General features: G+C 70.1%; 10 protein-coding genes and 1 pseudogene. 7 read left to right on the top strand and 4 right to left on the bottom strand.

Translation table 11 applies throughout. The annotated features are described in order from the left end of the window. Positions 1 to 80 precede the first annotated feature (80 nt). From ACH65_RS05700 to ACH65_RS05710, 3 genes are all read left to right on the top strand, one after another. A complete protein-coding gene (locus ACH65_RS05700) occupies positions 81 to 2,129 on the top strand; it encodes a sodium-translocating pyrophosphatase (RefSeq protein ID WP_049621618.1) in 2,049 nt (682 codons plus the stop codon). Between the two features lie 363 nt (positions 2,130 to 2,492). Further along, positions 2,493 to 4,553 carry a prolyl oligopeptidase family serine peptidase gene (locus ACH65_RS05705; protein ID WP_049621619.1) on the top strand — a complete coding sequence of 687 codons (2,061 nt, stop codon included), beginning with the start codon at positions 2,493 to 2,495 and terminating at the stop codon, positions 4,551 to 4,553. Positions 4,554 to 4,608: 55 nt separating this feature from the next. Next, positions 4,609 to 5,454, top strand: coding sequence for a prolyl hydroxylase family protein (locus ACH65_RS05710; RefSeq protein WP_049621620.1), 846 nt, complete (start codon positions 4,609 to 4,611; stop codon positions 5,452 to 5,454). A gap of 6 nt (positions 5,455 to 5,460) precedes the next feature. Here the strand turns inward: ACH65_RS05710 and ACH65_RS19700 are convergent, their stop codons facing one another. Both ACH65_RS19700 and ACH65_RS05715 read right to left on the bottom strand, forming a co-directional pair. Further along, positions 5,461 to 5,961 carry a hypothetical protein gene (locus ACH65_RS19700; RefSeq protein WP_153242493.1) on the bottom strand — a complete coding sequence of 167 codons (501 nt, stop codon included), beginning with the start codon at positions 5,959 to 5,961 and terminating at the stop codon, positions 5,461 to 5,463. Beyond that, a complete protein-coding gene (locus ACH65_RS05715; RefSeq protein WP_237561454.1) occupies positions 5,958 to 6,782 on the bottom strand; it encodes a DUF2145 domain-containing protein in 825 nt (274 codons plus the stop codon). The genes ACH65_RS19700 and ACH65_RS05715 overlap by 4 nt, the downstream gene beginning before the upstream one ends. Before the next feature lie 161 nt (positions 6,783 to 6,943). On the opposite strand from ACH65_RS05715, the gene ppa reads away from it, so the two are divergent. Further along, positions 6,944 to 7,474, top strand: a complete 531-nt coding sequence (ppa, locus tag ACH65_RS05720) for an inorganic diphosphatase (protein WP_049621621.1) — start codon at positions 6,944 to 6,946, stop codon at positions 7,472 to 7,474. Between the two features lie 70 nt (positions 7,475 to 7,544). Here ppa and ACH65_RS05725 read toward each other — a convergent pair whose 3' ends face one another. After that, on the bottom strand, positions 7,545 to 8,510 hold the full coding sequence (locus ACH65_RS05725; RefSeq protein WP_049621622.1) for a LysR family transcriptional regulator: 966 nt from the start codon (positions 8,508 to 8,510) through the stop codon (positions 7,545 to 7,547). 107 nt (positions 8,511 to 8,617) lie between these two features. On the opposite strand from ACH65_RS05725, the gene ACH65_RS05730 reads away from it, so the two are divergent. The 3 genes and pseudogenes from ACH65_RS05730 (at position 8,618) to ACH65_RS05740 (ending at position 11,983) form a co-directional block, all read left to right on the top strand. Continuing rightward, positions 8,618 to 9,826, top strand: coding sequence for an MFS transporter (locus tag ACH65_RS05730; RefSeq protein ID WP_153242494.1), 1,209 nt, complete (start codon positions 8,618 to 8,620; stop codon positions 9,824 to 9,826). An 81-nt stretch (positions 9,827 to 9,907) separates the two neighbouring features. Further along, positions 9,908 to 10,936, top strand: a pseudogene (locus tag ACH65_RS05735) (aldo/keto reductase); the annotation flags it as partial. 30 nt (positions 10,937 to 10,966) lie between these two features. Then, positions 10,967 to 11,983: a zinc-binding alcohol dehydrogenase family protein gene (locus tag ACH65_RS05740; RefSeq protein WP_049621628.1), complete on the top strand. Its 1,017-nt coding sequence runs from the start codon at positions 10,967 to 10,969 to the stop codon at positions 11,981 to 11,983. A gap of 112 nt (positions 11,984 to 12,095) precedes the next feature. Here the strand turns inward: ACH65_RS05740 and ACH65_RS05745 are convergent, their stop codons facing one another. After that, positions 12,096 to 12,683: a ferritin-like domain-containing protein gene (locus tag ACH65_RS05745; protein ID WP_049621623.1), complete on the bottom strand. Its 588-nt coding sequence runs from the start codon at positions 12,681 to 12,683 to the stop codon at positions 12,096 to 12,098. Positions 12,684 to 12,882: the final 199 nt, after the last annotated feature.

Below are 12,882 nucleotides of genomic sequence, written 5' to 3' on the forward strand. Positions count from 1 at the left end.
GCTGGCCGCACCGACCTCTGCCTATACTCGCCGCGACCGCCCGTGACGGACGGCCGGCCACAATTCATGGGGAGGCTCCGATGCTGCAGCAATACGGCTGGTGGATCGTGCTTGCATGTGCGGTGGTGGCGGTGCTGTACGGGGCGCTGTCGGTGCGCTGGGTGCTGGCGAAGTCGCCGGGCAGCGCGCGCATGCAGGCCATCGCCGCGGCGATCCAGGAGGGCGCGCGGGCCTACCTCAACCGCCAGTACCTCACCATCGGCGGCGTCGGGCTGGTGCTGTTCGTCGTGATCGGGCTGGCCCTGGACTGGGCCACGGCATTGGGCTTCGCGCTGGGCGCGCTGCTCTCCGGCGCCACCGGCTACATCGGCATGAACGTCTCGGTGCGCGCCAACGTGCGCACCGCCGAGGCCGCGCGCGGCGGGCTGGCGCCGGCGCTGGCCGTGGCCTTTCGCGGCGGCGCGGTCACCGGCATGCTGGTGGTCGGCCTGGCCCTGGCCGGCGTGGCGGGTTACTACCTGCTGCTGCGCCATGCCGGCTACGAGACTCTGCGCGCGCTGCACGCGCTGGTCGGCTTCGCCTTCGGCGCCTCGCTGATCTCGATCTTCGCGCGCTTGGGGGGCGGCATCTTCACCAAGGGCGCGGACGTGGGCGCGGACCTGGTCGGCAAGGTGGAGGCCGGCATCCCCGAGGACGACCCGCGCAACCCGGCGGTGATCGCCGACAACGTGGGCGACAACGTGGGCGACTGCGCCGGCATGGCGGCCGACTTGTTCGAAACCTACGCGGTGACCTTGATCGCCACCATGCTGCTCGGCGGCGTGATGGCCACGGAGACGGGCGAGTACGGCGTGCTGTTCCCGCCGCTGCTCGGCGGCGCCTCCATCCTCGCCTCGGTGCTGGGCACCTTCTTCGTCAAGGCGCGCGGGCCGAAGATCATGAACGCGCTGTATGCCGGCGTGGCCGCCTCGGCGGTGCTGGCGGCGATCGCGTTCTGGCCGATCACCTCGGCGCTGATGGGCGGTTCGGCCTTCGGCGTCGGCCGCCTCTACGGCTGCGCGCTGATCGGCCTGCTGCTCACCGCCGCGATGGTGGTGATCACCGAGTACTACACCGCCACCGAGCACGGCCCGGTGCGCCACGTGGCGCAGGCCTCCACCACCGGCCACGCCACCAACATCATCGCGGGCCTGGGCGTGTCGATGAAGGCCACCGCGCTGCCGGTGCTGGCGGTGTGCGCGGCGATCTGGGGCGCCTACGCGCTGTGCGGGCTGTACGGCATCGCCATCGCCGCCACCGCCATGCTCAGCATGACCGGCATGGTGGTGGCGCTGGACGCCTACGGCCCGATCACCGACAACGCCGGCGGCATCGCCGAGATGGCCGAGCTGCCGCCCGAGGTGCGCGGCGTCACCGACCCGCTCGACGCGGTGGGCAACACCACCAAGGCGGTGACCAAGGGCTACGCCATCGGCTCGGCCGGCCTCGCCGCGCTGGTGCTGTTCGCCGACTACACCCACAACCTGCACGCCCGCGACGGGCTGGACGGCATCGCCTTCGACCTCTCCAACCACTACGTGATCATCGGGCTCTTGATCGGCGGCCTGATCCCGTACCTGTTCGGCGCGATGGCGATGGAGGCGGTGGGCCGCGCGGCCGGCGCGGTGGTGGAGGAAGTACGCCGCCAGTTCCGCGAGATCCCCGGCATCATGGCGGGCACGGCCAAGCCGGACTACTCGCGCGCGGTGGACATGCTCACCCGCTCGGCCATCCGCGAGATGCTGGTGCCCTCGCTGCTGCCGGTGCTGGTGCCGATCCTGGTGGTGTTCGGCTTCAAGCAGCTGGGCGGCGCCGAGGCCGGCGCGCAGGCGCTGGGCGGCGTGCTGATCGGCACCATCGTCACCGGCCTGTTCGTGGCGATCTCCATGACCACCGGCGGCGGCGCCTGGGACAACGCCAAGAAATACATCGAGGACGGCCACCACGGCGGCAAGGGCTCGGACGCGCACAAGGCGGCGGTGACGGGCGATACGGTGGGCGACCCCTACAAGGACACGGCGGGGCCGGCGGTGAATCCGCTGATCAAGATCATCAATATCGTCGCGCTTCTCCTGGTGCCGCTGCTGTAACAGCACCGATGCACCGATCAAGCGAACCCGCACGGCACCTTTGCTCCCTCTCCCCACCGGGGAGAGGGTTGGGGTGAGGGGCTACGCTGGCCTCGGTCCGCTCTGGTCCTTCGCTTCGAGTCCGCGCGCGAACACCGCCCCACACGCCGCCGCGAGCGCCCGCCCCTCCCCCCGGCGGGGAGAGGGCAGGGCACGCTTCGTCGCCAGCCCCCCCCCACCATGCCCCTGACTTTGATCACAGGCGCCCCCGCCTGCCCGCGCCCACACTGCGACGATCGACCTCACGCCTTCGCCCAAGGGAACCGCATGGCACCGAAGCCCCCGCGCTGGATAGTCCTGGCCCTCGCCCTCACACTGGGAGGCATGAACGACCTACACGCCTCCACCCCGCCCGCCGCGACGGCCTCCGACGATCCCTACCTCTGGCTGGAAGGCATCGACGGCGCCAGGCCGCTCGACTGGGTCCGGCAGCACAACGCCGTCACCGTCGGGAAGTACGCGGACACGCCCGCCTTCAAGCGGCTCGATGCGCGCCTGCTCGAAGTGCTCGACTCCGACGCGCGCATCCCGTTCGTCTCCAAGCTGGGCGATCACTACTACAACTTCTGGCGCGACCAGGCGCACCCCAAGGGCCTGTGGCGGCGCGCGACCCTGGCCGAATACCGCAAGGCGGAACCTGAGTGGGAGACGGTGCTCGACCTCGACGCGCTGGCCGCGGCAGAGAAGGAGAACTGGGTGTGGCACGGCGCGCAGTGCCTGCGCCCCGACTACCGCCGCTGCCTGCTCTCGCTCTCGCGCGGCGGCGCCGACGCCGACGTGGTGCGCGAGTTCGACCTGATCGACAAGGCCTTCGTGAAGGACGGCTTCGCCCTGCCGGAGGCCAAGACCCAGGTGGCCTGGATCGACCACGACCACCTCTACGTGGGCACCGACTTCGGCCCCGGCTCGATGACCGAGTCGAGCTACCCGCGCATCGCCAAGGTGTGGACGCGCGGCACGCCGCTCGCCGCGGCGAAGACGGTGTACGAGGGCAAGCCCGACGACATGGCGATCAGCGCCTGGCGCGACCAGACGCCGGGCTTCGAACGCGACTTCGTGCACCGCGCGCTGGCCTTCTACGACAGCGAGACCTACCTGCTCGGCCAGGACGGCAAGCTCGCCCGGATCGACGTGCCCAACGACGCCGAGACCGGCGTGGAGCGCGAGTGGCTGCTGATCGAGCCGCGCAGCGACTGGACCGTGGGCGGTCGCACCTACAAGTCCGGCTCGCTGCTGGCGGCGAACTTCGACGCCTACATGGCCGGCGAGCGCGCGCTCACCGTGCTGTTCGAGCCCACCACCACCACCGCGCTGGACGGCTATTCGTGGACGCGCCACCACCTGATCCTCAACGTGATGGACAACGTGGTGAACCGCATCGAGGTGCTCACCCCGCAACCGGGCGCGTGGCAGCGCGAGCCGCTGGGCGGCGCGCCAGCGCTCTCCAGCATCGAGGCCGGCGGCATCGACGCGGACGAGAGCGACGACTACTTCCTCACCGTCTCCGGCTTCCTGCAGCCCGCCACGCTGTACTACGGCGCGCTGGGCAAGGGCGAACCCGAGGCGATCAAGCACAGCCCGAGCTTCTTCGACGCCTCGCGCTTCGAAGTCAGCCAGCACTTCGCCACCTCCAAAGACGGCACCCGCGTGCCCTACTTCGAGATCGCGCCCAAGGGCCTCAAGCTCGACGGCGCCAACCCCACCCTGCAATACGGCTACGGCGGCTTCGAGATCTCCCTGCAACCGAGCTACAGCGGCTCGATGGGCCGCGCCTGGCTGGAGCGGGGCGGCGTGTACGTGATCGCCAACATCCGCGGCGGCGGCGAGTACGGCCCGCGCTGGCACCAGGCCGCGCTCAAGGCCAAGCGCCTGCGCGCCTACGAGGATTTCGCCGCGGTGTCGCAAGACCTCATCGCGCGCAAGATCACCTCGCCCGGGCACCTCGCGGCGATGGGCGGCAGCAACGGCGGCCTCCTGATGGGCAACATGCTCACCCACTACCCCCAGCTCTACGGCGCACTGGTGAGCCAGGTGGCCCTGCTCGACATGAAGCGCTACACGCATCTGTCCGCCGGCGCCTCGTGGATCGCCGAATACGGCGACCCCGACAAGCCGGCCGAATGGGACTGGATCAAGACCTTCTCGCCCTACCAGAATGTCGAGCCCGGCAAGCACTACCCGCCGGTGCTGTTCACCACCTCCACCCGCGACGACCGCGTGGGCCCAGTGCACGCGCGCAAGATGGCGGCCAAGATGATGGCCCAGGGCTTCGATGCCAGCTTCTACGAGAACATCGAGGGCGGCCACGGCGCCGCCGCCGACAACCGGCAGGCCGCCTTCATGAGCGCGCTCGCTTACACCTACCTGTGGGAGCACGTAAAGTAAGGGGCCGTTCCCTTGCCCAGCCCCGCGCCGCCACGGCGCGGGGCATTGCCCACGCATGAAGAACCAAGGCCCGATCACCCCGCAGCTGCGCGCATGGATCCTCGCCACCGCCCGTGCCGGCCACGGCGTGCCCGAGGTGCTCAAGCAGCTCATGGACGCCGGCTACGCACCCGCGCAGAGCCGCGTGGCGGTGGCCGAGGTGCTGAAGATCCCGCTGAGTTCGATCAACGCCGCCGCGCCCGCGCGCACGGCGAGGCCGGGCGGCCGCCGCCCGCGCCATCCCGCCGCGCCGCTGGCGGAGGCCGGCGACCGCCGCGTGCGGGTGAGCCTGGGCGTGGACGCGCCGCCCATCCGCGTGCTCGACAGCCTGCTCGACGCCGAGGAATGCGCCGCCTTGATCGAACAGGCCCGGCCGCGCCTGGCGCGCGCCCGCACCGTCGCGGTGGACGGCCGCCAGCAGGTGGACGAGCGGCGCACCAGCGACGGCATGTTCTTCAAGCTCGGCGAGACGCCGCTGGTCGAGCGCATCGAGCGCCGCCTCGCCACCCTGCTCGACATGCCGGTGGACCACGGCGAGGGCCTGCAGGTGCTGCACTACCTGCCCGGGCAGGAGTACGAGCCGCACTACGACTGGTTCGACCCCAGCCAACCCGGCTTCGCCGCCATCACCGCCAAGGGCGGCCAGCGCGTGGCCAGCGTGGTGATATACCTCAACACGCCCGAGGAAGGCGGCGGCACCGGCTTCCCCGCGCTCGGCCTCACCGTTACCGCGCTCGCGGGTTCAGCCGTCTATTTCGCCTACGAGACGGGCGACGAAGCCTCCCTGCACGCCGGCCTGCCGGTGCTGCGCGGGGAGAAGTGGATCGCCACCAAGTGGCTGCGCGAGCGGCCGTTCCGCTGAATCGTCCTACCAGAGCTTCGAATCGGTCTGGCTTGCCACCTTCGCTGTAGGGACGAAGGTCAGTTCGGCGCCGCGGGCATCCTTGATCATCCAGCCCGCACCATTCGGCGAGGGGTGAAAGGAAATCGTCTCGCCAACCCGAAAGCCGACGGCTGGATCGTCCTTGCGCTTGCCCCAGACGAGGTGATTGGCGTCTTCTTTTCCGGAAGCGTCGGCCGAGATTAGCTCTACTTCCCGCCCACCGTCCTCGCGAGTGCGCACAGCGTTGACGCGCATGTCTGGCAGGGGACCGGCCTTGCCCCGATCTTTGCCGGCTGCAGGCGAGGAGTGCGACAGCTTCGCCATCGAGGCCGACATCAGAAACAGCGGCAAACTCACTACCAACGAACCGGCCAGTACTGAACGATCCGAAGCATTCATGTTGGATGAGTCACCGGCGAGCGACGGCGCAGGTGAAAGCAACAGCACGGAGGCCATCGCGCAGAAAACCTTGCCGATTCCCGTCATTTCTTTTCTCCCGTAGATGAGTTGTCGCGCTCGACGGCATAGACCCGCTCGAGCATGCCCTGCCTGCGCAGGTATTCGATCACTGAGTCACCGGTCGACACGGAATAATCGCCCGACCACCGTTCGGTCATGGGATGATCCGTGACCGCGGCATTCTTGACGAACAGACGCGCCGCCGTGCGCTCGCGCCACTTGAGGTGCATCACGGAGGGGGCATAGCCGCGCTCGTGCAGCCAAGCCTGCACTTGAGGCCGCCCCACCGGAGCTGACTCCCGCATCGCAACTGCGGCCACCACTTCAAGAACCCATTGATTGGAGTTCTGGTATTCGGGCGAGAAGGGATAGGCGATCAAGCTGTAGCGCGGCTCGTGAAGCGACCTTGCCGTACCGCCATGGTCCAACAGCATGCCTGCCAAAGCCGGCTGGAGAGAAGCGCGCGGCACCGCAACCAGCACGTCGGCTCGCAGAACGCTCTCGCCAATGAAGTTGGCCAGGCCCTCCTGATAGAGTCCCGAGTAATGGGTCGCGCAACGGTTGAGCTCGTGAATGACGAACCAGTCGCCATCGCTGCCACGGACCGCGAACGCCAGATGGCTGTAGCGCACACCGAAGCGACTCAGATCCTGCCCACCCCGTCCAAGCACCACTACGCGGATCGCCGGGGCCAGGGCATTCAGTTCGTCGCCCAGTCTGAGCGACATGTCGAACATCCGCTCCATGGTGGCCGCCGGCGGATAACGCGGCATGCAGGCATCCCGCGCCGAACTGTGCGCGGCCCCGGCCCCGGCCCCCATGCCCAACATCCAGATCAACACCCACACGCGAACACCTAGCTTCCGTAGCAATTGCACCCCCGACATCCTTTGCATCGTTGCTTTCCCCCATTTTCCTGCGTCGAATAGCCCGTGGCCCGAAAGAGGCATAGAAAGAGGGTTTGCCTTATCCTTGGAGCGGTTATACCGCAACTTCCGCAAGGATCATCATGGGTCTGCAACTGGTCTCCGCCGGCCGCAACGTGCCGGACGACATCAACGTCATCATCGAAATCCCCAAGGATTCCGAGCCGGTCAAGTACGAAGTGGAAAAGGAAAGCGGCGCGATCTTCGTCGACCGCATCCTCTCCACGCCGATGCGCTACCCGTGCAACTACGGCTACATCCCGCAGACCCTGGGCGGCGACGGCGACCCGCTGGACGCGCTGGTGATCCTGCCGCTGCCGCTGGTGCCCGGCTCGGTGATCCGCTGCCACCCGGTCGGCATGCTGAAGATGAGCGACGAGGCCGGCACCGACGAGAAGCTGATCGTGGTGCCCTCGGCGAAGATCTTCGCCGGCTACGCGCACATCACCGACATCAAGCAGGTGTCCGGCCACTGGCTGGAGCGCATCGGCCACTTCTTCGAGCACTACAAGGACCTCGAGAAGGGCAAGTGGGTGAAGGTGGAAGGCTGGGTCGGCGCGGACGAGGCGAAGGCCGTGATCCGCGAGGGCATCGAGCGGCACCAGGCCAAGTAACTCCCCCGCCTCGCCCCTCTCAGTCAAAGAAAGACCCAACGGCACGGCGCCCCGGCGACGTGCCGTTTTTCTATGCCCGGCGCCGGCGGCGCGCGGCGGCGCCCTCGGGGTGGGAAGCCGCCGCCGGCTCGCGCTCCCACGGCGGCGGATCACCCAGCTGCTCGGCCAGGAAATCCACGAAGGCCCGCACCCGCGGCGGCACCAGCCGGCGCTGCGGCATCACCGCGTGGATGCCGGTGTCGTCGAGGGCGTAGTCGGGCAGCACCACCTGCAGGCGGCCTTCGCACAGCTCGCGGTGGATGTGCCACAGCGAGTGCATGGCGATGCCCAGGCCGGCCTCGGCAGTATTGCTGAGCAGCTCGCCCTGGTTGCTCTCGAAGCGGCCGTTCACCCGCACCACGTGCTCGCGGCCGCGCGCGTCGCGCAGGCGCCAGCTGTCCTGGCGGCCGCCGTTGCCGACCAGCAGCAGGCAGTCGTGCGCGGCGAGGTCCGCCGGCGTGCGCGGCGTGCCGCGCCGGCGCAGGTAGTCGGGCGAGGCGCACAGCACGCGGCGGTTGGCGGCGAGGCGCCGCGCGACCAGGCTGGAATCGTCCAGCGCGCCGATGCGGATGGCGAGGTCGAAGCCCGCGCTCACCAGGTCCATCAGCTGGTCGCTGAGGTGCACGTAGAGCTTCAGCTCCGGGTAGCGGGCGAGGAACTCGGGCAGCAGCGGCGAGACGTACTGGCTGCCGAAGGCGGCCGGCATGGTCACGCGCAGGCTGCCGGCCACCTCGCTGCCGCCGCGGCGCAGCTGCGCGGTGAGCGCGTCCAGGTCTTCCACCAGCGCGCGCCCCTGCCCGGCCAGCGCGAGGCCCTCGGGCGTGGGGTGCAGCCGCCGCGTGCTCCGGTGCAGCAATCGCACGCCGAGCTCGCGCTCCAGCCGCTTCAGGCGCTGGCTGGCCACCGCCACGGAGAGGTCGAGGCTGCGCGCCGCGGCGCTGATCGAGCCTTGGTCGAGCACGCGCAGGAACAGCAGCAGGTCGCCGACGCGGTCCATGGATTATCAACATACCGTTGAATTTGATTCGCGATCTTGCCGGTTTTTGCTGAAGATGCAAAGCACCTAGTCTGCGTACTTCCACGGCTTTCCAAGGAGTGCGCGGCATGGCCGCTTTCCCCTCGCGCGAGCGCATGCCGCTCGCGCTGTACGCGCTGGCCGCCGGCGCGTTCGGCATCGGCACCACCGAGTTCGTGATCATGGGCCTGCTGCTGCAGGTGGCGGCCGACCTCGAGGTGGGCATCACCGCCGCGGGCCTGCTGATCTCCGGCTACGCCTTCGGCGTGTTCGTGGGCGCGCCGTTGCTCACCGCGGCCACCAGCCGCCTGCCGCGCAAGACGGTGCTGCTGGCGCTGATGGTGATCTTCACCGTCGGCAACCTCGTCTGCGCCATCGCGCCGAACTATGCGGTGCTGATGATCGCGCGGGTGATCACCTCGCTGGCGCACGGCACCTTCTTCGGCGTGGGCTCGGTGGTGGCCACCTCGCTGGTGCGGGAGGACCGCAAGGCTTCGGCGATCTCGATCATGTTCACCGGCCTCACCGTGGCGACCCTGCTCGGCGTGCCGGCGGGCGCGTGGCTGGGCCACCAGTTCGGCTGGCGCGCCACCTTCTGGGCGGTGACCGCCATCGGCGTGGCCGCCACCGCGGTGATCGCCGCGCTGGTGCCCGCCAGCCACGGCAGCGGCGCGCCGATCGCCTTCCGCGCCGAGCTCAAGGCCGTCGCCAGCGCGCCGGTGTTGCTGGGCCTACTGGTGACGGTGCTGGGTTTCGCCGGGGTGTTCACCGTGTTCACCTACGTGCAGCCCATCCTCACCCGCGTGAGCGGCTTCGCCGACGGCGCGGTGTCGATGATCCTGCTGGTGTTCGGCGTGGGCCTGATCCTCGGCAACCTGCTCGGCGGGCGCCTGGCGGACCGCAGCCTCGCCCGCGCCCTGCCCGGCAGCCTGCTGGTGCTGGCCGTGGTGCTGGCGGCGATGGGCCCGGCGCTGCACGACAAGCCCGCCGCCGTGCTGCTCGTCGGCCTACTCGGCATGGCCGCGTTCGCCACCGTGTCGCCGCTGCAGCTGTGGGTGCTCAAGCAGGCGGGCGACGCACAGAGCCTCGCCTCCAGCCTCAACATCGGCGCCTTCAACCTGGGCAACGCGCTGGGCGCCTGGCTGGGCGGCGTGGTAATCGACCATGGCCCCGGCCTCGGCGGCGTGACCTGGGCCGCGGCCCTGGTGACGCTGGCGGGCCTGGCGCTCGCCGTGGTGGCCGTGCGCCAGCAGGCGGCCAGCAAGCCGGCGCTGCCGGACCTGGACATGGCGGCGTAGCGCTTCCCCGCCCGCCGCATGCCGATGGGCCGGATGCCACCGGGCAGCGGCCTTTCCTTCGTCCCCTTCGAGGCTTCCACCATGGACTACCGCTTTCTCGGCACCTCCGGCTTCAAGGTGCCCGCACTGGGCTTCGGCGCCGGCACCTTTGGCGGCAAGGGGCCGCTGTTCAGCGCCTGGGGCAACACCGACACGGCCGGGGCGCGACGGCTGGTCGACCTCTGTCTCGACGCCGGCGCCAACCTGTTCGACACCGCGGACGTCTATTCGGACGGCGCCTCGGAAACCATCCTCGGCGCGGCGCTGAAGGGGCGCCGCGACCGCGCCATCGTCTCCACCAAGCTCACCCTGCGCAGCGGCGAGGGGCCGAACGAGGTGGGTGCCTCGCGCCATCACCTGATCGCGGGCGTGGAGCGCGCGCTCAAGCGCCTGGACACCGACTACATCGACCTGCTCCAGCTGCACCACTTCGACGCGCAGACGCCGGTGGACGCCGTGATGGCGACGCTGGACGACCTGGTGCGCGCGGGCAAGCTGCGCTACCTCGGCGCCTCCAACTTCTCCGGCTGGCAGCTGATGAAGTCGCAGGCGGCGGCCGATCGCCACGGCCGCGCGCGCTTCGTCGCCAACCAGGCCTACTACTCGCTGGTGGGCCGCGACTACGAATGGGAGCTGATGCCCCTCGGCCTCGACCAGGGCGTGGGCGCGCTGGTGTGGAGCCCGCTCGGCTGGGGCCGCCTCACCGGCAAGCTGCGCCGCGGCCAGCCGCTGCCCGAGGGCAGCCGCCTGCACGCCACCGCCGGCTTCGCGCCGCCGGTGGAAGAAGAACGCCTGTACCGCGTGGTGGATGCGCTGGACGAGGTGGCCGCCGAGACCGGCAAGAGCATCCCGCAGGTCGCCATCAACTGGCTGCTGCAGCGACCCACGGTGTCGAGCGTGCTGATCGGCGCACGCAACGAGGCGCAGCTCTCGGACAACCTCGGCGCGGTCGGCTGGCAGCTCTCGCCGGCGCAGATGGCCCGCCTCGACGCGGCCAGCGCCGTCATGCCGCCCTATCCCTATTACCCTTACTGGAACGGCATGTTCGCCGAGCGCACGCCGCCGCCCGTGCCTTCTTCCCCCGCTTCCGGAGCCCCCCGCATGAAAGCCGTCGCCCTGACCCGCTACCTGCCCATCGACGACCCCGCCTCGCTGCTCGACGTGGAGCTGCCCACACCGACGCCGGGCGAGCAGGACCTGCTGGTGCGCGTCGAGGCGGTGTCGGTGAACCCGGTGGACACCAAGCTGCGCGCGCCCAAGCCGCAGGTGGAGGCGCAGCCGCGCGTGCTCGGCTACGACGCCGCCGGCATCGTCGAGGCGGTGGGCGCCGGCGCCGCCGGCTTCAAGCCGGGCGACCGCGTGTACTACGCCGGCGACGTCACCCGCCCCGGCAGCAATGCGCAGTACCAGTTGGTGGAAGCATGCCTGGCCGCGCACGCGCCGCGCACGCTCACCGCCGCGCAGGCCGCCGCGCTGCCGCTGGTGGCGGTCACCGCGTGGGAGCTGCTGTTCCAGCGCATGCCGTTCGACAGCGAGCGCGGCGGCGCGGGCAAGTCGCTGCTGGTGATCGCCGGCGCCGGCGGCGTCGGCTCCATCGCCATCCAGCTGGCCCGGCGCGCGGGCTTCACCGTGATCGCCACCGCCTCGCGCCCGGAGACCGTCGAGTGGTGCCGCGCGCTGGGCGCGCAACACGTGATCGACCACCGCGAACCGCTCGGCCCGCAACTCGCCGCACTCGGCCATGCGCAGGTCGATGCCGCGCTCAACCTCGCCGACACCGACCGCTACTGGGACGCGCTGGGCGAACTGCTGGCGCCGCAGGGCCACGTGGGCCTGATCGTGGAGCCGAAGGGCGCGCTGAAGATCGGCGACCCGTACAAGGCCAAGTGCATCGGCATCCACTGGGAGTTCATGTTCGCCCGCCCGCGCTTCCGCACGCCGGACCGCGGCGAGCAGGGGCGCATCCTGGCCCGGGTGGCGGCGCTGATCGACGCGGGCGAATTGAAGAGCATCCAGCACGAGACGCTCTCGCCCATCGACGCGACCAACCTGCGCGAAGCCCATCGCCGGCTCGAATCGGGACGCACCATCGGCAAACTGGTGCTGGCCGGCTGGTGACAGACGGCCACGGCGACGCCCGATGAGCGCGTCGCCGCAATGGCCGGAACCTCACGCGCGCACTGCCGCCAAGCACGCAGGCGGCGTGCGCAATGCCGGCCGGCGAAAACCGTCAGTGGCGGCTGGCCTGGCGCCCCACGGCCGGCTTGGCCGGCTCGCCCTTCTTGCCCAAGGCCTCGAGCAGGGTCGAGAGATCCTCGGCGTGCTCCTCTTCCATCGCCAGGATCTCTTCCATCATGCGGCGGCTGGTCGGGTCGTCGTTGCCCAGGTACCGCACGATGTCGCGGTAGCTGTCGATGGCGATGCGCTCGGCGACCAGGTCCTCCTTGATCATGTCGACCAGGTCATCGCCCTCCACGTAGTCCGCGTGGCTGCGCGTCAGCAGGCCCTCGGGGTTGAGGTTGGGCGCACCCTCGAGCTGGGTGATGCGCTCGGCGATGCGGTCGGCATGCTGCTGCTCCTCGTTGGCGTGCTCGAGGAACTCCGCCGCCACGCTTCGGGCATGAATGCCCGAGGCCATGTAGTAGTGGTACTTGTAGCGCAGCACGCAGACGATCTCGGTGGCCAGGGCCTCGTTGAGCACCTTGACCACGGTGGCGCGGTCGGCGCCGTAGCCGGCCGTGACCGCGCCCTGGTCGATGTGCTCGCGGGCGCGCTGGCGGATGGTTTCGATGTCCGTGAGAAACGGCTTGGCGGCCATGCGGTCCTCCTGTGCGGATGGGAAGACAACGCGCGCCGCATGGCGCGGGCGCGATCTCATGCATGCTGGCGGCAGGCCCGCGAAGCGTGGGTGAAAACGCCCGTCAACGCAGCGCCATGGCGGCGCGTTCGTCTGCGCACGTTCAGCGGCAGGGAGAGGACTGCGGGCCGTTGCGGCGCCCGGGCGCAAAAAAAGCGGC

The organism is Frateuria defendens (assembly GCF_001182895.1).
Classification (GTDB): Bacteria; Pseudomonadota; Gammaproteobacteria; order Xanthomonadales; family Rhodanobacteraceae; genus Frateuria_B; species Frateuria_B defendens.